Genomic DNA, 18,699 nt, shown 5'->3' on the forward strand with positions numbered 1-18,699 from the left:
TTAGTAAAATAGAAAGATGGAAAATGCTTATAGTTACCCAGTAAAGGAGGAATTGTCGAATGAAACCTATAGACCGTTCAGAGGTGCAGAAAGCCATCGATTCATTTGCAGGAAAAGATGTATACCTTCACCTTGAAACGACTAACGGTGCCTATGCCACCCATGTGGATGAAGCTTTTTTTTCTGCAGGCGCTTATATTCGTAATGCACAAATTCAATATGAACACGGTAAGATTATTGGGGACGGACCTTTTCGCGTCGGCTTAAAACTCATGATTGGCTGGGTATATGCTGAAGGCGTAAACCACTTCGAGATCGATGATCAAGGAAGATTATTGTTGGCAGGACTTGATTTCACGGGAAAACTTGCCGTTTCCCTTCAGATCAGTTCTACTCCCTTTGAATAACCAAAAGATATTTACACCATTTCTATTCATCCCGCACGTACGTTTCTCTTCGGCGGAACTCTTTTATAATTATTGTAAGTAGAACGAAAGGAGACGAGTATTATGGAAAAAGAACAGCATATTTTAGTGATTTTCCCGCACCCCGATGATGAAGCCTTTTCTGTTTCAGGGATGCTTGCCTTACATAGTGAAGCCGGCACACCGATTACCTACCTCTGCTTGACTCTAGGGGAAATGGGTAGAAATTTAGGAAATCCTCCTTTCGCAACTAGAGAGTCCCTTCCTAAAATTCGCAAAAGAGAATTAATCGATGCAGCGAATGCCATTGGTATCCAAGACTTGCGCATGCTTGGTTTACGAGATAAAACGATTGAGTTTGAAGATGATGAAAAATTGACCTCCCTGTTCACAGAGGCCATCAATGAACTTAATCCTTCATTGGTCATAACGTTTTATCCAGGATACAGTGTCCACCCCGACCATGAAGCGACAGCACGTGCCGTCGTTCGCGCTGTAGAAAGAATCGAAGAAAAAGACCGTCCAAAGCTCCATTGTGTCGCCTTTTCCAATAATTGCATCGATGAATTGGGACAACCCGATATCATCCATGACATCACCGCAGCTGAAGATAAAAAGGTAGCGGCCATAACCGCGCACCGATCGCAAACACAAGCAATGGTGGTTGATTGGAAGGAAAAATTCGAAAACCAAGATGCTGATTTCCTCGACTGGATTCGAAAAGAGCGATTATGGACCTACAAATTTTAAAAACCGCCATTTGGCGGTTTTTTTATTTATTTCCATAAAAAAACGCCTGTTTGTAACAGACGTAGAAAAAGGGGGATTACTTAGAAAAGTAAATCATACAATAAGTATCCCCATTTTCCATATTTTTAAACAAATAAGGGATAATCAAGAAATCATTTGATCGCCCGTATTCTGCCTGGATGCCCTTGCTGATGCCTTTTTACCATGAACAAAATAGTAAATGACTATCAACAAGACTGACAGAACAGCCATGCAGATAAACAACCCTTTAAAACCAGTATAAGGAACGAGGAACCCTAGCATAAACGGTCCTAAACCAATTCCAAAGTCATAAAAGGTAAAGAATGTGGAGGTTGCCAATCCCATACGATTTGATGGAGATTCCTTGATGGATATAGCCTGTGCGCTTGACTGAAACGTACCATATCCTACACCGATGAAAGCACCTGCAATCAAGAGCGTCAAGGCATGTTGCGATTGACTTAGTACGACCATCCCAATTACAAATAAGACAAGGGAAGGGTAAATTACAGCATTTTCACCTTTCACATCGAACATACGCCCTGTAAATGGACGGGTAACTAAAAGGAATATAGCGAACACGACAAAGAAAAAGCTCGCGGCATCCAGTAGGTTTATTTCCTTTGCAAAAGAAGTTAAATAGGACAAGATGCTCGAATAGGCTAAACCAGCAAACATCACAAGTATGGATATCGGTAAAGCACGTTTTTCAAAGTAGTCTTTGATGTTGAACCCCCGTGGTCGAGGCGCTTGATCTTTTGTTGCCTCAGGTACAAATAAAAATAAAGAAGCCGCTAAAGAGAATGCAGCGAATAGTGACGCGGCATAGAAAATAAAGGAGTAGCTAAAATGCTGGGTAATGAACAATCCGATAAATGGACCAAATGCCATGGCCAGGTTTGTACTCATGGCAAAGTATCCCGTACCTTCACCACGTCTTTCATTCGGTATGATATCAGCAACAATTGTTCCAGTGGCCGTTGTAGCGAGACCAAATGAGATACCATGAACCAACCGATCAATAAATAAAAGCGGCAAACTATCCACTTGCAGATAGAAAACGGAGGCTATAAAAAATAATACCAACGAACCAATAAGCATTTTCTTCCGACCTAATTGATCAATCTTTTTTCCGGCGATTGGTCGTACAAGTACTGCTCCCAAGACAAAAATACTCGACGCCAGTCCGGCTTGAGCTTGAGAAGAATGGAAATTATCCATCGTATAAAGGGTCAAAGTGACCATCAAGACATAAAACGTTAAAAAGAGAAAAAAGTTTGCGGACGAAACAATAATAAAGTCTTTCGTCCACAATTTTGTTTTTTGATTCATTTCAATCCTTCTTCCTTACGATTGTTGTAACTTTTCCTTTAAGAATTTTAAGGTCCGCAATGTTGCTTCCCAGTCCTCTTCAGACAAACCATCTATTAATTGAAGTTCGAATTCATCTACTGCCTTTCTAGCTTTTAGGTATGTTTTTTCACCTAAATCAGTTAACTGAATTCTCCGTTCCCGTTTATCTTTTCCCGGTATTTGTTCGATTAATTTTCGTTCTTCCAATCGATTCACCGTCCGGGTTACTGTCGGTTTCTCGACATCTAAGTAATTGCTGATTTCAACCAACGTGGTACTACCATATTCCTTCAGATAATAGATAATCATCCATTGAGAATGAAAAAGATCGACCTTTGCCAGCTGCTCATTTAACTTCTTGGTGAACGTTCTTGAGAATTGCAGGTTATGGTGAAAAAATAAACCATCACGTAAAAACAAAGGTATTCCCCCTGAAAATTAGTTACCTAGGTAACTATACTACGATTCATCTGAATTGTCCAGCCAATCCCTATTGATTTATCCAGATACTACTCACACATTATCAGTATTCCCACTCCTCCCTGGAAGCATAAAAAAAATGCCCTTTACAGGACATCTCTTAATGGGACTTAGCTAAGGGCAAACGATAAAGTTTATCATCATTACGATCGGCCTTTCCACGCCCATCTGTATTATTGCTAATAAAATATAGGAATCCCCCGTCTACTAACACATCTCGTATCCGGCCAGAATCGGTAACTAAATCCGTCATTTCCCCACTTTTTATATCATACCTCTTAAGTGCTTCTCCCCTTAAGGCAGCAACAAAAAGCTTGCCATCTGAATACGCAATCCCAGAAGGTGCCCATGTATCATTTCCGGAATGAATCATAGGAGCTTCCATATTTGATTGTGCCTCACTTCCCTCTATTTCCGGCCAGCCATAATTCTTTCCAGGGAGAATCGCGTTTAATTCATCATGTGCAGATTCACCATGTTCACTTTCGAACAGTTGTCCCGTTTCATCCCAAGCGAGGCCTTGCGGATTGCGATGTCCGTAAGAAAAAATATAGGAATTCTCGAAAGGATTATCGTCGGGGATGGTTCCGTCAAGATTCAAACGCAAAAGCTTGCCACCTAAAGAATCAAGATCCTGGGCAATCATTGGTTCCCTTGCATCTCCTGTTGTGGCAAATAGTTTTCCATCGGGGCCAATCTTTAAGCGTCCTCCATGATGATAGTCACCACTTGGAATCTTGTCGATTAGAATTTCCTTCTCTCTCCATGTATCATCCACCTGTTGGAGCGTGATGATCCGATTGGATGGTTTTCCGTTTTCCTCGTAGGTGTAATAGGCAAAAGCTTGATGGTTCTTCGAAAAGTCAGGGTCGAGCACAAATCCAAGCAATCCAGCTTCTGCCTTTGAGGACAACTTCTTTTCCAGCTGAACCTTCTGCCTCTCCATATGCTCATTCTTCCATTGCACGATGGTGCCTGACCGTTCTGAAACATACAAAGTCTCTCCATCTTTCTGAATCGACCATGGAGAAGCCAGGTTCGTTACCAGTACCTCAGGGCCATCTATCGCCGTTTCTGTTGAGTCTTCCTCAGGCTGTGCTCCGTTATTTCCCTCTCCCCCTGAACATCCCGTCAAGGCCAACGTAATCATGAGGATCAATGAACACCATCTTTTCAAATAAATTCCCTCCCTCGGTTTGCCGAGTTATTCGATTGTCTTCTTAAGAACCTTTAAAATGGCCTTCGCTACTCCATGTTCTTCATTTGTCCCTGTCACTTCATCACAAAGGTTTTGAATGTCGGTCGGGGCATTTCCCATTGCGACGGATAAACCCACTCTTTCAAACATGGATATATCATTATAATTATCTCCAATGGCCATCGTCTCCTGCATAGAGCCTTCTTTTTCGTTCACATACTTTTCGAGTACGATTCCTTTTTGGGCATGTTTGCTCGTGATTTCCACATTCTCACGACCCGAAGAGGTGACAGCAGTCCCTTCATCCATTTTGAACCGCGAGGCAGCTTGGTCCAATACCTGCAAATCCGTGGAGAAACCAAGGATTTTATATAGTTCCAACTCAGCTTGGTCGAAAAGCTCAGTATAATCCGCAATGGATGTAACATGTCCCAATTGTAGACGAGCCTCTGCATACTTTCTAATTTGGGACGGGTCAATATCCTGATTTGCCGTGACCATTACATCCACAAGGGCATCGATTGCGGTCTCGTAGTTTTTAGAGAAAATTCCTTTGCTCGTATAAATCTCGAAATAGATTCCCCGTTCTTCAAGCCACTCCGCTGCATTCTTTACGGAAGCTATCGGCATTGGATGGGAAGCCGCTACCTTCCCTTCTTGCGTGAAGAGGGCAGCGCCATTCACGCAGATGATCGGACATTCAAGGCCCACTTTATCTAAAGCATATCTGGCTTCCTCAAACGATCTTCCAGTAGCAATGATGACTTCGATCCCTTCTTCTTGAGCCTTATGAATCGCTGATTTATTTTCTTCACTCACCGTTTGCATTTTATTCAGTAATGTTCCGTCCATATCAATCGCAATCGTTTTAATCATTTAACCACTCCCTTTTCTTTTTACCCTTATTTTACCCTAATAAGAAATGATTAACATCCTTGTGCATATAAGATGATCTAAATGATTGTCCCTTCTATGTAAAACTGCACCTCATTTTAAAAAAGGTGCAGTCTCTTTTCAATGTAATATTGTTGGGTTATCCATTGCCTTTACCCGCTCACCAATCTGTTCCTGAATATCTTTCATCATGTCATCGACAGCCGTAAAATCCATGGCCTTCACATAGATTGCTTCAAGTTCGTCATGTTGCTCTTTCGCCTTCGCCAGAGACGCTGTCGCTTCATTCATTTTCTCCCGGTACCTCAAAGAGACAGCCTTGATTTGATCAGCGTATATCTCATCGGTTCCCGGAAGGATGGCCGTCTTATAGATATCGATGATTTCATCCCCTTCAAGGCTTGGGAAGTATTCATGAGGGGCGGTGCTATCAAAAATGGCGATGCCCACTTCACGCACGATCACCATATCCAAGCTATCAGGGTCAAATCCACAATGATACATTTCCACATCAAAGCCACGTTGCTCTGCAGATTTGGCAATTTTCTTCAGCATCGTCGATTTACCTGAACCCGGACGTCCTTTCAAAAAGTACCGTTTATGCACACCTTTTGTAATATTCGGAACATAGTCAACAGCACCTTTTGGAGTGGCTGCACCTAAAAACCTGTGGCGAACATCCGCTTTTTTGTTCAAGAATATATCTCTATAAAAACCCTGAATCAGTTTATTCGTCAATCCATTTAATTTGGCGAAATCTATGTTTGCTTTATAGATTTCTTCCCATTCGTCATGTATCTCCAACGCTTTGGCAAAGTGGCCATAAGCCGCCTCATAGCTCTTGCTTCTGGCATTCGTCAATCGAATGATGTTTGCCCTTTCAGCCGCCAGCTGCTGGGAATACCAGGCAGCCCCAAGATTAACGTATTCCTCTATAGCCCCTGGCGCTTTCGGTTCAATCACATGCGGTGCCGTCCCATCCACAAGACCTACTTTCAATGCAGGGATGATCACCCCATCAATGGAATCATTATCGGAGGAACAGTGCAAAAACTCTATGTCGTAGCCTTTATCCAGCCATTCCTGGCCAATCTTTTTCATGATCGTTGATTTCCCTGACCCAGGTCCTCCCTTTAGGATGAATAATTTCTCCAATCCCGTAAGGTTTGAATCATATAAGCTATAAAAACCTTTGGCCGTATTACCTCCGGCAAAATAATGCATCGCATTTCCTGACACTTCCACACTCTCCTTTACCATACAGATGTATCTTCAAGACAGCGTATGCCATGAAGCACAGGTAGGTGAATGCCTAAAAGTTCAAAGTGACTAAAACCTTATAGGGAGCTTTTTAGCTTCACTTTAAAAGGGCCACAGCTTCAGCCTCTGCCCCCACCAAGAATCCCGATGGTTCCAGGACAATTTGTGTACCGATCTTCCCACCGCTCACGATGATTTCGGACAGGTCTAATGCGCTTTCATCAATAAAGGTCGGATACTGCTTTTTCATTCCTATAGGTGAACAGCCTCCGCGTATATACCCGGTGTACTTTTGCAAATCTTTAACGGCAAGCATTTCGATTTTTTTCACACCTGCTGCTTTGGCCGCTTTTTTCAAATCCAGCTCAGCAGCCACAGGGATGACAAACACATAAAGCTGTTGAGGACCATTATGGGTAACAAGCGTTTTAAAGACCGTTTCCGGTGATTTGCCGATTTTATAAGCGACCGTAATACCATCAATTTTCCCATCATTCGCATCGTAACTCATCATCTCATACTTTATTTTCATTTTATCGAGAATACGCATCGCATTTGTTTTACTAGCTCCCATCTCTTAAATCCCCTTACCTTTTTCCTCTATCTTACCATTTTTGAAAATAAGCCAAAAGAAAAGCACAAGCTTTTAACAGCTGTGCTTTTGTCGCATCACTCTAAATGTCGACGTTGGAAGTCGGCAATTCGCCTGTAATCTCCTTCTAATTTTCGGGAAACGGACAGGTAAATCGACATGAGTTCTTGGTATATTTCCACATTTGCCTCAATGGGCTCGAGCTCATGGGTGTTACCGACCATATCCTCCACCGCATCCAAACTTTCGATTTCCCCTAAAGCGTAGAGACCAAGAATGGCAGCCCCTAGACTCGAACTTTCAAAGCTTTCAGGAATCTTCACATGCTGGTTAAATATATCAGCCATAATTTGACGCCAAAGCTTGGAACGGACAAAGCCGCCACTCGCATGGATTTTTTTCGGGGCCCCGGTCAATTCCCCTACAGTGAGCAGCACACTATATAAGTTATACATCACGCCTTCAAGTACAGATCGGACCATATGATCACGGGTATGGTGAAGAGCCAATCCAAAGAAGGAGCCTCTCGCATCAGCGCTCCATAACGGCGCCCTTTCCCCAGCCATATATGGATGGAAAATCAACCCGTCAGAACCAGGGGCGATATGCGTTGCCATTTCGGTCAGGATTTCGTAAGGGTCCTGGCCCAATACTTTCGCCCTCGCAATTTCCTCCCGACCAAGTTGGTCCTTGGCCCATCGGAAGGTAATCCCGCCATTATTGACCGGTCCGCCAATGACCCAATGCTTTTCAGTAAGGGCATAACAAAACGTTCTCCCTTTTGGATCCGTAAGCGGATGGTCACTGACGGTACGGACCGCTCCACTTGTGCCAATCGTTACCGCAAATATACCCGGTTTGATGGCATTTTGCCCCAAGTTAGCTAGTACCCCGTCACTGGCACCAATGACCATTGGTGTATCAGGGGAAATATTCATGTTCGCAGCCAATCCCTCACTCAAGTTGGAAAGGATATGGGTCGTCGGCACAAGCCTTGGTAGTTTGTCCGAACCGATTCCGGCAATCACCAATGCTTCCTCATCCCACTCCATCGTTTTCAAGTTGAACAGGCCTGTTGCTGAAGCCATAGAATAGTCCATCACATATTCATTGAAAAATTTATAAATGATATATTCTTTAATGCCTAGAAATTTATCCGTTTTGTTAAAAATTACAGGGTGTTCATTTCTAAGCCACATGATTTTCGTGATGGGTGACATCGGATGAATCGGTGTCCCCGTCCTATGGTATAATGCCTCTCCCTGACTTGATGCCTTCAGTTCCTCGGCATAGGCTGCACTTCGATTATCAGCCCATGTAATGCTGTTGGTTAGTGGGTTTCCGCCTGTATCCATGGCAATCAAACTATGCATGGCCGAGCTAAACGAAATAAACCCCAATTCTTCTTTTTCAATCCCACTTGCAATCATGACCTCACCGACTGTCAGCAAGACCGCCTTATAGATTTCTTCAGGGTCCTGTTCTGCAACGGACGGTGTGGGACTGTTCAATGGATATCCCTTAGAACATGTTTGCACTACCTTACCGTCTTTCGTAAAAAGAACCACTTTTGTACTTGTTGTCCCAATATCGATTCCCATCATATAATTAGAATGTTTCATGCTATTACATCGTGCTCCTTTCTCTTAAACAATTGTATCCAATAGTAAGATTAGGATAAGCGAAACGACTGAAATGCCGTCCCCATTTTCGATTCATACATGTATCATCAATTACTAGATACAGGTCGGGCCAAATAGAATACGCTGCTATGTTCTTCTTTATTAAAACCCTTTGCGTAGACCCATGTAAAGGAAGAAACAAAGCCTAATCCGGTAAAAAGCGGGTTTCGTAAAATCAGGTCCCCCAATAGAGTCATAGGGTGCAGGGATGTAAAATGGCCTTAGAATTAGAATCACTCAACCATTCCAGTAGCTTAGCCATATGAACGGATCTTTAACAAACAGCTCCGTAATATTATGAGTGTTTCCCTAATTACTCCAACTCATAAGATGAATTATAGGATCATCAAGGGCGCTTACTAGACGAAAAAGGGAGGGACCCTACTCGGCGCAAATCAGGTCTCTCCCTTTATATACATATGTACCATCACACGAGAATAAGCGGACCGCAACGTTGGAAAATGTCCGCTTCTAGGCTTTCAGGATAGGTGATCAAAAAACTGGTAGATGGACCCGATGATTTCTCGATATCTACACGACTCTTTATCCGTTCGGGTATTCCCCCACCTTGTGGATCCAGCTGCTCCCATTCATAGGCAATGCCTTTCGAACCTACAGGAAGGAGGCGGACCCCTTCAAGTTCGGAGCACCATTTAAAGAGGGATAAAGGTGCAACCCACTGCTGTTGTTCCATAACCTCGTCGCCAACCAACGGCCTGCCGACAATGGCCATTTTCCGATTGGAAGTTTCCTTCGAACCCAACCCTTTTTCCTGTTTTCCAATGACCATCAACCCTAATGCGGATTGTTGGAGGGGCATGTTACTCTCTGTACTGCCAGTAATGGACAGGTCTAACCCTATTTCATCCATTCCCTTCCTCACACCCTTCGTCAAACTTCCCCAGGCCTCATCGCCACAGAAGTTTTGAAGGACGACAGCGATTGGGCTCCCACCGGAGGCCAAACATTCCATGACCGCTACCCGAAAAGAGTAATAGCCGACCACCTCATATGGGACATGAACAAGATCTTTTTCCTTCAGCCCGATTCCACCACTATTATCTGTTGAGATAACCAAGGACTGGGAATCATTGAACGGCAAGATCAGTGAATCCATCATCCAATCATTCCTTCTCGTATGAACACCTTTTTCAAGACTGGCACGAGACGAGGAATCAAAAGAATGCTCAAGAATACATTCAATGCTGTAGCCGCCGTTAAGGAAGGTACCAACATCATGTAAAACTCAGTGCTAACCAAGAATGCGAAAGGTAATCCTAAGATGAAGGCATTACCTAAAAAGAAAAAGGAAAAAGCGCTTATTTTCTTATCGTGGTCATATAGGACACCAAACATCCAAGCAAGGACTGCCATTTCCAACATGATTAAGAAATGAAAAGGACCAAGTGGCGTGCCGCCAATCAAGGCAGATAAGATATGGCCTAAACCAGCCACGATTCCTCCCGTAATCGGGCCTAATGCAACAGCCGCCAATAGTGCCGGAAAGCTATCGAAAGCTATACTTCCAATTGGGGAAGGAATCTTGATCATCGCCCCGACCAACGATAAGGCGATGAACATGGAACTCATGGTGATTTTTCTTGCGTTCATGTTTATTCCTTTTCCTTTCTTTTTCCTCCGCGGAATACGTTAGCACTACGGGCATATTCGACATCCTTCACACCAAGGCGGAAGTTGATCACTCGTGCGACCGCAAAGAAATAATCCGATAACCGATTTAAATATTGCAGGGAAAGAGGAGACACCGCTGCACCCGATTTGATCAAGGAAACCACCAATCGTTCAGCCCTTCTTGTAACGGTACGTGCTATATGGATTGTTGCAGCCGCTTTTGTACCACCTGGCAATATGAACTTTTCCAATTCAGGGGCTTCGACGATGAAGGCATCGATTCGTTCTTCTAAGTATGTAATCGCCTCATCCGTCAACTTTTGAGGGGCTTTATCAGAAACGGTCGCCAAATCACCACCGCAGTCAAATAGCTCATGTTGGATCTTTTCCAAATCTACTAGTACATCTTCAAAAAGCGCCGAATCCAATTCAGTTACGGCAAGCCCAATATAGCTATTCACTTCATCCACAGTCCCGTAAGATTCAACACGGATATCATCCTTATCCAAACGGCCCCCGATTACGCTTGTTTGCCCTTTATCACCTGTACGTGTATATATTTTCATCTCTATTCCTCCTCTATTTAATTCGTTGATTGATTCCATACCAAATGATATCCACGCGTGTAGAAATGGTTGCCACATCTTGAAAGATCCATCCGCATGCATCACGCCATTGACGGTTCTTTTTTTCGATTGGAACGATGCCTTTTGATAGATCCGAACCGATGATAACACATGTGCGACCGCTTTCTTCTTTCTCCCATATTCGCCAGCCGTCCAGGATTTCCTTCCACTTCTTTCGGATTGACTCCACATCCATCATATTCACATCCTGCCCAATCCACGCATCGATTCCCTGTAGCACGACGATATCCTTTTGAAAATCTCTGAAATCCGGTTGGTCGTTTTGATAGCCTGATAGCCATAGACCCTCAGTATTCAACCCGTAAAATTGCTTGACCCATTTAGTTTTCCCATTATAGGCACCTCCTGTAACAAAGTGCAACGTTCACCCCTCCTCAACCTTTCTTTGTTTTCCCAAATCAGCTCATACCCCTTCGCATGGGGTATCGACCAATCCCAAAAGGGCTTTTCCACCGGTGCATAACGGGCAAGGAGCTCACGTATCACACCTCCATGAGTCATCACCGCATACGTGGAGCTATCCTCATCCGCGATCAACCGGGCCCAGCCATTATGAACCCGCCTGGAAAACTCAGGATAACTCTCCCCTTTAGGAACAGCTGCCACCATGGGATCCTCCAGCCATTTTTGATAATCAGCATTCGTCTTCAGTTCTTCATAAGTTCGGCCTTCCCACCTGCCGAAATTCATTTCACGGAAAGCAGGCCATCCCACTGGATCAACCTCCGGGAACAGATGCCTTGATGTTTCCATGCACCTAAGTAAGTCGCTTGAATGAATCCTTTCATATCTTGGATAGTATTGCTTCCATTCCTCGATATCCCTTTTTCCTTTTATGCTTAAGGGAGAATCCGTCCACCCTAAATAGGCTTTTCGCTCATTGGCTTCCGTCAACCCATGGCGAAGTAGTGTAATAGCCACAGAATCAGCCATAACCACACCTCCACTCCTTCAACTGACGCGCCCAGCACATCACCCGTTATTCCACCGAACCAACGGATGATTTTCCGTTTTATATAAAGGAGAAAGAGTAGTGCGGCGATCCCCATGATCGCGAATAAAGCCATGAGGTTGATATCGATTAAATAAGCTATCGCAAAACTTAAAAGCAGGTAAATCCAATATATGTGCAAGCTGTTTTTCCTGACTGCACTTTGGAAAAAGGCGCCCAGTCCCTCTTTTTTAGCCAACTGCATCCGGCTAAGTAAATAGCCCATCACGCATTTACTTAGAAAGGGAACCATGATAATCAAAAAATAAGTCCATTCATTGATCCGTTCGATGATTTCATACATCCATATAAAGCGGGCAGCTAACAGCACAATGACAGAAATGACACCAAATGCACCGGTCCTGGAGTCCTTCATGATCTCCAGTCGTCGTTCTTTATCTTGGTACGAAAAGAAGGCGTCACTTGCATCAATCCAACCATCAAGGTGCAACCCACCTGTTAGGGCAATCGTTAATACCCATAGCACAAACGCAATGGCTAGGGGGGAAAATGGTGTCCATTCCACAAGCCCGTATAGCACTCCTCCTAATATCAGACCTAGAAACAATCCGACCAAAGGAAACGTTTGGATCGCCCGGTGAATATACTTCTTATCCATTGGAAGTTGTTTCTTTATGGGAAACACCGTAAAAAATTGCAAGTTAATTAAGAATCCAATCCAGCTATTCATTCAGGGATACCCGCTTTCATCCTTAGAGGGACACCTGATTCGACAAGATAGGCCTCATCTGCCCTTTCAACGATCGCTTGATGAAGCAATCCGAGCACTTTTCCGTATGTATGTAGAAATTCATCTTGAAAAATGGGCTCCTGTACCACTTCATTGCTTACGATAATCAGGCTTTGAGCTTCCTTCCTGATTTCACCGATGCCCTTGATTATTTTGTTGAATACTTTATGTAAAAAATCCTCTGTAAGGGGCACATTAGGCAGGAATAATTCATTATCGAGCAACGTCGTCAGGCAATCAAGCAAGACGATTGATTTTGCATCCAAGTCCTTCCCTATTCGGGTAACATCCGTTGCATATTCCGATGTCCTCCATGCAAGCGGACTTCTATGCCTGTCCTGACGGTGCCTATTAATCCGCTCTTCCATTTCGGCATCAGAACTCCGGCCACAAGCAAGATAATGTAGGTTGCCGCCCGATTGAATGGCAAGCTCCACCGCCTTTTTTTCTGCAAAGCTGCTTTTACCACTTCGAACGCCCCCCGTTATAAAATAGAGCCTAGAGTTTTCCACTGTTTTACCGCCTCCATCAATGCCTTATTATCCTGCTCACTTTTCACTGCAAACCGGAGCCACCTGCCATCCAAACCAGGAAAATTATAAGTATGGCGCGGCACGATGCCCCTTTTCAGTAAAAAGGGAAACAGGGAAAGAGACTCGTCCCTCACTAAGTAAAAATTCACCGTACTTTCAGAGACCTCGATATCCAGTTCCTTATAAAAGCGGAATAAATCCCTTTTTTGCCTTTGAATATATGCTCTTGTTCTACTCATATATGCTTCTTCTGCCAAACAGAGTTTGCCTACCTCCAGGGCGATATGGTTGACGCTCCAATGTGGTTTGAAGGTCTTGGCCCGTGTAATAATGGTCGGGTCTGCCAATAGGTAACCCAGCCTTAATCCAGGTATCGCGAAAATTTTCGTCATTGATCGTAAAATGAGCAAATGAGGAAACTCCCGAATAAGAGGTGCATAGGAAAAGGCATTATCCGTAAAATCATAAAAGGCCTCATCCAGCACCATCATGCATTGGGCTTTTTGGCATGCTTCGATTAGTTCCCGTACTGTCTCCTCCTTATAAGAAATGCCAGTCGGATTATTGGGCGTACATAAAAAGATGGCAGCATACTCAGGCAAAAGCGGACGTAATCGATCCAAGTCCAGTTCCCACCTGGGCGCTTCCAGTTGAAAAAAGTCGACCTCGCAACCTGCTGCCAAACAAGATTCGGCATATTCGGCAAAGGCTGGTTGTATGATTAACACTCGTTTATTCGCCAGTTCTTTCGCCACAAGCGTTATGATTTCCGCTCCTCCGTTTCCAACAAGTACAGAATCTTCAGGAAGTGCTTCTTTTTTTGCTATCATATGTGTCAGCTCTACGGCATGTGGATCTGGGTAGTCGAGGATACCCTCAAAAAACCCCGACCATCTCTGTTTTATACTAGAGGGTGGACCCAATGGGTTGATATTGGCACTGAAGTCCACATACGATTGTGGCATTTCGATTCCCAGTGCTTTGTAAAGATAATGCGGATTAGAGCCATGAGTTGGTAATTGCAAATAAAAGTCCTCCTAACCAAAGCATCAACAGGAATAAAAAAGAAGTCCGATGCATGATGGTAATCGTTTTTTTTATATGAATCGCTTCTAGCGGAACAATTGGAAGGCCCATTCTAGCTCGATTGGACACCACACCTTTGTACATATTCCTTCCGCCCAGTTGAACGCCCAGGATGGCTGCAACACCCGCTTCGCACCACCCACTGTTCGGACTTGGGTGCTTATGGGCATCCTTGAATAATATAGCCCACCGCCCCTTCCAGCCGTTATGGACTGACTTTGATCCAATCAGCATCAAAAAACCGGTTAAACGGCTCGGAATCCAGTTCACTAGATCGTCAAGCTTGGCAGAAGCCCATCCGAAGTCAGCATATTTATCATTTTGGTATCCGACTATGGAGTCGCATGTATTGATTGCCCTATACATCATGGCAAGTGGCGCGCCTCCGATGGCAGCCCAAAACAGGGGAGCCGTAATACCGTCACTCGTGTTTTCCGCTACCGTTTCAACGGTACCCCGAACAATTTCCGGTTCATCTAGATCTGCCGTATCACGGCCCACAATATAAGAAAGCTTCCGCCTCGCCTTGGCCATATCCCGTGTATTCAATGGTCGATAAACATCCATTCCCGCCCGTCTTAAACTCTTTTGAGCGATCGTGGTGGAAATGAGTAGCGCTTCCCAGATGATACCGGCAGCAGGATGGATTCTATACGCTAAATAGACGGTGATGCCTGTGGCCGCCAACACGAGCAGCAAGATGAGCAGTAGCATGAACAGTCCATTCCGCTTCTTTCTTGTCCCTTTGTTGAGAGCTTCATCAAGTTTATTGATAAGCGAACCTATCCATTTAACCGGGTGTGGCCAATCAGGAGGGTCGCCAATGACCAAATCTAGGATAAATGCCAATGTGATTGCATAAAGATGGTGAAAAATCATAAGCTTTCAATCCGTTTCCTACTATTTTCAATCGCTTCCACTGTACAGTCATAAACGCCACGGCTAATTAACTTCCCGAGAGGCGTGATGGTACCCGCATAACGGAGGGTGGTTCCTCTTTGTGTGGCTGCAATCAAGATGCTATCCGTCGATGTTCCAGTCGCCCATGTGTTTGTCACCTGATCTAAGACATGTAGGTCATGAAGCGCTTTAACCTTCGCCTCGGTAGCTGTCACGATACAGTGAATGAACGCTTCTTCCGCCAAATGGCCATTCACGAAAACCCAGGTATTGATCGTACCCGGCGATGAAGTCCATGAATGCCTGTCTGCCAAAGAGGCATCGATGGCATTCCCTACCCCCGCTGTTACCATGATGAATATCGAAAAATCCTCATCTCTTAGAAGTCGATATGACACTGTATCCAAAAACACGGCCGTCATCATTCCGACGGTTTCCTGCGGTTCAAATCCGTATGTCTTCAAATAGTCAGCCATTTCAGCAATATGGTCATCACAATTGTAATCGTAGTGGACATGTCGATTAACAAAGTGCTGATGCCACCCCGTTCCCGAACCAGTTACGCCGGATGACATGGTTCTAAGCGGAATGGGTGAACTTAAATGAAGGAATTCCGGAGCCTGGTTCAGATAACTTTCATTGATCTCCAAAGGGTCCAGCTCTCCTGTATGCTTCTCGGGTACAATGAACATTTGCGGCTTAGGTAAGGCAGGATGAGGATGTTTTTCGATCTTTGTCCTATATACCTCCTGAATCCGCTCCTGCTGAAGCACTTCATTCGGCACGTCAATCACTTGGACTCGCCCTTTTTCAAGCAACATCAGGCGATCGCAATATAAGCCAGCCAAGTTCAAGTCGTGAAAAATTGAAATGACCGTCAATTGTTGTTCCTTAGCCATTTTCCTCATCAAATCAAGAAGTTCTTTTTGATAAGACAGATCCAGGTGGTTCGTCGGTTCGTCGAGAAAAAGGATTTCCGGTTCTTGTGCAAGAGCTTGTGCCAACAAAACACGTTGTCTTTCCCCGCCTGACAAACATTCAAAATGCATTTCCTGAAAGACTGCCACTCCCGTTTGTATCATCACGCGTTGAACGATTTCTTCGTCTTCAGACGTCCAACTATGAAACCACCCTGTTTGATGCGCATATCGCCCAAGGGAAACGGTCTCTTTTACTGTATAGGAAAAAGCCAATGAGGAATGCTGCGGCAAAACGGCGATGACCTGTGCCAGTTGTTTGGACGAATATCCCTTCAGGTCTTTCCCCTTAATATCGATGGTTCCCACCTGATACGGCAGGATACCGCTAAGCATCCCCAATAGCGTCGTTTTCCCACTTCCATTCGGACCAAGAATACCGAATAATTCTCCTTTTTTCACATCAAATGAGACGGAGTCCAAAACCGTTTTATTATCATATCCTCCTGTTAACCCTTTAACTTCAAGCATACACTTCTACCCTTCTCTCCGTCTCTTTAATAAAATAAATGCGAATGCCGGCGCACCGATAAGCGAAGTAATAACACCTATCGGCAATTCTGTCGGTGCGATGATCGTTCGTGCCACCAGATCAGCCAATATTAAAAATCCGCTTCCCACAATCAATGATAATGGCAACAGATGCGTATGGTCTGGCCCCCAAATCCTGCGGACCAAATGGGGGATGACCAGCCCTACAAAGCCAATCGTCCCTGATACGGCTACGGCAGCCCCTGTCAGTATCGAGCCGGCGATCAGAATCAGCATCTTCCTCCGCTGAACATTCACGCCTAGGTGCCTCGCACGGTCTTCCCCAAATGTCATGGCATTCAATTCGTGGGTGTTCATCATCAAAACGAGAGAACCAAGGAGGAAAAATGGCAAAATGATCGTGACATGACTCCAACCACGCATCGAGACACTTCCCATCAGCCAGCTGATGATTTGCCTTAACTCCTCACCCGTCAATGCAATCATCAATGAGATGAAAGCACTTAAAAACGAGCTGAAAATGATACCGGTTAAAATAATCGTTTCTACCTTCATGGAACGATCCATTTTTCTTGCAAAGGTCAATACGCAAAAAATCGTCAACAATGAAAAAAGAACGCTTAATGTAGGCAGTGTATATAGGCCAAAAAACGGCAGTGACAAATTCAAAAACAACGTTAATACTGCGCCAAGCGAAGCCCCTGAGGATATTCCCAGGGTATAGGGGTCAGCTAGGGGATTCCTGAGCAATCCCTGAAATGCTGCCCCTGCTATTGCAAGGGATGCCCCAACCAAACCTGCAAGCACGACCCTCGGCAGGCGGATGTTCATCACGATATTCGTCAGTGTCCCATCCGGTTCCATGGCCAGGGGCAAATGAAGGACTTCCCTGCCAATGATTTGCAAAAGCACTGGTATAGGAACGGAAACCGATCCTAAGGAAATACCGATCAATATCGAAATAACCAAAAATGATAGGGCAAATACATAGGCCAATGCCCGTTTAGTTTTTAAATACGTTCGGATAGACTGATTTGGCAAGTTCCTCTACTCCCTCTATAAGCCTAGGACCGGAACGAGTGACAATATCTGAATGGACATCGAAAACCTCACCATTCTTAACTGCCTGAATGTCGGCCCATCCATTTCTTCCCGTTACCTCTTTGACTGGATCTCCTGTGTAATAACCATAGGTTGTAATGATGACATCCGGGTTGGCCGCTATCATCGACTCTTCATCGAGTTTTACCCAGCCATCCAATTCACCTGCGACATTATCCGCTGAAATGATGTCCAGCATTTCATCCATGAAAGTATTTTTTCCCGTTGTATAGATTTCAGGTGACGGTGAAACCTCTACAAAAACACTTTTTCTATCCTCACTCTTGATTGCCTTAGCCTTTTCTTTGATCTTTTCCAGCTTGGTCTGCATCGTCTTGACGATTTCCTTTGCCTTATCCAGTTCCCCTATTGCCGTTCCAATCATCTCGATAGACGTATACACTTCTTTAAAGCTTTTAGCATCATTCACGATTATAACTGGAATACCCGCATCCTTAAGCTGTTGGATTCCTTCTTTGGAATTATGGGCACTCTCATGAGCAAGAACGATATCAGGCTGCAAGGCTAAAATCATCTCTGTATCTATTTCCATTCCACCTATCTTCTGAATATCTTTCGTTTCTTCCGGGTAATTGTCATTTTCAGACACTCCAATCACTTTCTCACCCGAACCTAGCGCAAAGACCGCTTCTGTATTACTTGGGATTAATGAAACAATTTTTTCTGGTTTCTGCTCGATGGTGACTTTGTTACCCACTGCATCTTTTAACGAAAGCGGGAAGCCCTGGTTAACAGCTTGTTTTGTCGACTGGTTTTCTCCTGTTCTATCCTGGGAGGCATCGTTACAGCCAACCAGTATACCGACCATCAATCCCATCACAAGCATGAAACTATATATCTTCCTCATCTTAAAACCTCCATCATTTTTGAGTTCATTTCTGGACCTTCACACATGTGTTGCGAATATCAAAAG

Annotated in this window: 21 protein-coding genes; 2 read left to right on the forward strand and 19 right to left on the reverse strand. The window is 44.3% G+C overall.

The features are described from left to right. Positions 1-59: 59 nt before the first annotated feature. Complete coding sequence (locus ACIQXR_RS05970) at positions 60-407, forward strand: YojF family protein (RefSeq protein WP_402870186.1); 348 nt, start codon at positions 60-62, stop codon at positions 405-407. Positions 408-509: 102 nt separating this feature from the next. Then, positions 510-1,175: a bacillithiol biosynthesis deacetylase BshB2 gene (gene bshB2 / locus ACIQXR_RS05975; RefSeq protein WP_402870183.1), complete on the forward strand. Its 666-nt coding sequence runs from the start codon at positions 510-512 to the stop codon at positions 1,173-1,175. A 144-nt stretch (positions 1,176-1,319) separates the two neighbouring features. On the opposite strand, the gene ACIQXR_RS05980 is transcribed toward bshB2, so the two are convergent. The 19 genes from ACIQXR_RS05980 to ACIQXR_RS06070 all read right to left on the reverse strand — a co-directional run bounded on the left by ACIQXR_RS05980 (position 1,320) and on the right by ACIQXR_RS06070 (position 18,633). Then, positions 1,320-2,528 carry an MFS transporter gene (locus tag ACIQXR_RS05980; protein WP_402870180.1) on the reverse strand — a complete coding sequence of 403 codons (1,209 nt, stop codon included), beginning with the start codon at positions 2,526-2,528 and terminating at the stop codon, positions 1,320-1,322. A 15-nt stretch (positions 2,529-2,543) separates the two neighbouring features. Beyond that, entirely contained in the window at positions 2,544-2,969 is a 426-nt protein-coding gene (locus tag ACIQXR_RS05985) for a MarR family winged helix-turn-helix transcriptional regulator (RefSeq protein WP_402870177.1), read from the reverse strand. 160 nt (positions 2,970-3,129) lie between these two features. Further along, positions 3,130-4,206 (reverse strand): PQQ-dependent sugar dehydrogenase, encoded by a 1,077-nt coding sequence (locus tag ACIQXR_RS05990; protein WP_402870175.1) that lies wholly within the window; start codon positions 4,204-4,206, stop codon positions 3,130-3,132. A gap of 27 nt (positions 4,207-4,233) precedes the next feature. Beyond that, the gene (locus tag ACIQXR_RS05995) at positions 4,234-5,103 is read right to left on the reverse strand and encodes a Cof-type HAD-IIB family hydrolase (protein ID WP_402870173.1); all 870 of its coding nucleotides are present in this window, start codon (positions 5,101-5,103) and stop codon (positions 4,234-4,236) included. 138 nt (positions 5,104-5,241) lie between these two features. Continuing rightward, positions 5,242-6,360, reverse strand: coding sequence for a PRK06851 family protein (locus ACIQXR_RS06000; protein WP_402870170.1), 1,119 nt, complete (start codon positions 6,358-6,360; stop codon positions 5,242-5,244). Positions 6,361-6,478: 118 nt separating this feature from the next. Beyond that, positions 6,479-6,955: a Cys-tRNA(Pro) deacylase gene (gene ybaK, locus ACIQXR_RS06005; RefSeq protein WP_402870167.1), complete on the reverse strand. Its 477-nt coding sequence runs from the start codon at positions 6,953-6,955 to the stop codon at positions 6,479-6,481. Positions 6,956-7,050: 95 nt separating this feature from the next. Further along, positions 7,051-8,595, reverse strand: a complete 1,545-nt coding sequence (gene gntK / locus ACIQXR_RS06010) for a gluconokinase (protein ID WP_402870165.1) — start codon at positions 8,593-8,595, stop codon at positions 7,051-7,053. Between the two features lie 487 nt (positions 8,596-9,082). Beyond that, positions 9,083-9,775 (reverse strand): AIR synthase related protein, encoded by a 693-nt coding sequence (locus ACIQXR_RS06015; protein WP_403079736.1) that lies wholly within the window; start codon positions 9,773-9,775, stop codon positions 9,083-9,085. Beyond that, on the reverse strand, positions 9,772-10,266 hold the full coding sequence (locus ACIQXR_RS06020; RefSeq protein ID WP_402870162.1) for an ECF transporter S component: 495 nt from the start codon (positions 10,264-10,266) through the stop codon (positions 9,772-9,774). Before ACIQXR_RS06020 ends, ACIQXR_RS06015 begins: the two co-directional genes overlap by 4 nt. A gap of 2 nt (positions 10,267-10,268) precedes the next feature. Then, positions 10,269-10,853 carry a cob(I)yrinic acid a,c-diamide adenosyltransferase gene (locus ACIQXR_RS06025; RefSeq protein WP_402870160.1) on the reverse strand — a complete coding sequence of 195 codons (585 nt, stop codon included), beginning with the start codon at positions 10,851-10,853 and terminating at the stop codon, positions 10,269-10,271. Positions 10,854-10,866: 13 nt separating this feature from the next. Then, entirely contained in the window at positions 10,867-11,295 is a 429-nt protein-coding gene (locus tag ACIQXR_RS06030) for a bifunctional adenosylcobinamide kinase/adenosylcobinamide-phosphate guanylyltransferase (protein WP_402870157.1), read from the reverse strand. Continuing rightward, positions 11,229-11,867: a histidine phosphatase family protein gene (locus tag ACIQXR_RS06035; protein ID WP_402870154.1), complete on the reverse strand. Its 639-nt coding sequence runs from the start codon at positions 11,865-11,867 to the stop codon at positions 11,229-11,231. Before ACIQXR_RS06035 ends, ACIQXR_RS06030 begins: the two co-directional genes overlap by 67 nt. Beyond that, complete coding sequence (gene cobS, locus ACIQXR_RS06040; protein ID WP_402870151.1) at positions 11,825-12,616, reverse strand: adenosylcobinamide-GDP ribazoletransferase; 792 nt, start codon at positions 12,614-12,616, stop codon at positions 11,825-11,827. Before cobS ends, ACIQXR_RS06035 begins: the two co-directional genes overlap by 43 nt. After that, positions 12,613-13,188 (reverse strand): bifunctional adenosylcobinamide kinase/adenosylcobinamide-phosphate guanylyltransferase, encoded by a 576-nt coding sequence (locus tag ACIQXR_RS06045; RefSeq protein WP_402870148.1) that lies wholly within the window; start codon positions 13,186-13,188, stop codon positions 12,613-12,615. Before ACIQXR_RS06045 ends, cobS begins: the two co-directional genes overlap by 4 nt. Continuing rightward, a complete protein-coding gene (gene cobD, locus ACIQXR_RS06050; RefSeq protein WP_402870145.1) occupies positions 13,161-14,234 on the reverse strand; it encodes a threonine-phosphate decarboxylase CobD in 1,074 nt (357 codons plus the stop codon). The genes ACIQXR_RS06045 and cobD overlap by 28 nt, the downstream gene beginning before the upstream one ends. Beyond that, positions 14,209-15,174, reverse strand: coding sequence for an adenosylcobinamide-phosphate synthase CbiB (gene cbiB, locus ACIQXR_RS06055; protein WP_402870140.1), 966 nt, complete (start codon positions 15,172-15,174; stop codon positions 14,209-14,211). The genes cobD and cbiB overlap by 26 nt, the downstream gene beginning before the upstream one ends. Beyond that, positions 15,171-16,643 carry a heme ABC transporter ATP-binding protein gene (locus tag ACIQXR_RS06060; protein ID WP_402870137.1) on the reverse strand — a complete coding sequence of 491 codons (1,473 nt, stop codon included), beginning with the start codon at positions 16,641-16,643 and terminating at the stop codon, positions 15,171-15,173. Before ACIQXR_RS06060 ends, cbiB begins: the two co-directional genes overlap by 4 nt. A 6-nt stretch (positions 16,644-16,649) precedes the next feature. Then, a complete protein-coding gene (locus ACIQXR_RS06065) occupies positions 16,650-17,705 on the reverse strand; it encodes a FecCD family ABC transporter permease (protein ID WP_402870134.1) in 1,056 nt (351 codons plus the stop codon). Beyond that, complete coding sequence (locus ACIQXR_RS06070) at positions 17,668-18,633, reverse strand: helical backbone metal receptor (RefSeq protein WP_402870132.1); 966 nt, start codon at positions 18,631-18,633, stop codon at positions 17,668-17,670. The genes ACIQXR_RS06065 and ACIQXR_RS06070 overlap by 38 nt, the downstream gene beginning before the upstream one ends. Between the last annotated feature and the right edge of the window lie 66 nt (positions 18,634-18,699).

Origin of the sequence: Peribacillus sp. NPDC097224 (assembly GCF_044761985.1) — a bacterium.
In the GTDB taxonomy this organism is placed as follows: Bacteria; Bacillota; Bacilli; order Bacillales; family DSM-1321; genus Peribacillus.

Excerpts from the sequence above, each read along its gene's own strand:
- ACIQXR_RS05970 (WP_402870186.1), top strand. The coding sequence starts at position 60 with ATGAAACCTATAGACCGTTCAGAGGTGCAGAAAGCCATCGATTCATTT.
- bshB2 (WP_402870183.1), top strand. The coding sequence starts at position 510 with ATGGAAAAAGAACAGCATATTTTAGTGATTTTCCCGCACCCCGATGAT.
- ACIQXR_RS05980 (WP_402870180.1), bottom strand. The coding sequence starts at position 2,528 with ATGAATCAAAAAACAAAATTGTGGACGAAAGACTTTATTATTGTTTCG.
- ACIQXR_RS05995 (WP_402870173.1), bottom strand. The coding sequence starts at position 5,103 with ATGATTAAAACGATTGCGATTGATATGGACGGAACATTACTGAATAAA.
- ybaK (WP_402870167.1), bottom strand. The coding sequence starts at position 6,955 with ATGGGAGCTAGTAAAACAAATGCGATGCGTATTCTCGATAAAATGAAA.
- gntK (WP_402870165.1), bottom strand. The coding sequence starts at position 8,595 with ATGAAACATTCTAATTATATGATGGGAATCGATATTGGGACAACAAGT.
- ACIQXR_RS06015 (WP_403079736.1), bottom strand. The coding sequence starts at position 9,775 with ATGATGGATTCACTGATCTTGCCGTTCAATGATTCCCAGTCCTTGGTT.
- ACIQXR_RS06020 (WP_402870162.1), bottom strand. The coding sequence starts at position 10,266 with ATGAACGCAAGAAAAATCACCATGAGTTCCATGTTCATCGCCTTATCG.
- ACIQXR_RS06025 (WP_402870160.1), bottom strand. The coding sequence starts at position 10,853 with ATGAAAATATATACACGTACAGGTGATAAAGGGCAAACAAGCGTAATC.
- ACIQXR_RS06035 (WP_402870154.1), bottom strand. The coding sequence starts at position 11,867 with ATGGCTGATTCTGTGGCTATTACACTACTTCGCCATGGGTTGACGGAA.
- cobS (WP_402870151.1), bottom strand. The coding sequence starts at position 12,616 with ATGAATAGCTGGATTGGATTCTTAATTAACTTGCAATTTTTTACGGTG.
- cbiB (WP_402870140.1), bottom strand. The coding sequence starts at position 15,174 with ATGATTTTTCACCATCTTTATGCAATCACATTGGCATTTATCCTAGAT.
- ACIQXR_RS06060 (WP_402870137.1), bottom strand. The coding sequence starts at position 16,643 with ATGCTTGAAGTTAAAGGGTTAACAGGAGGATATGATAATAAAACGGTT.
- ACIQXR_RS06070 (WP_402870132.1), bottom strand. The coding sequence starts at position 18,633 with ATGAGGAAGATATATAGTTTCATGCTTGTGATGGGATTGATGGTCGGT.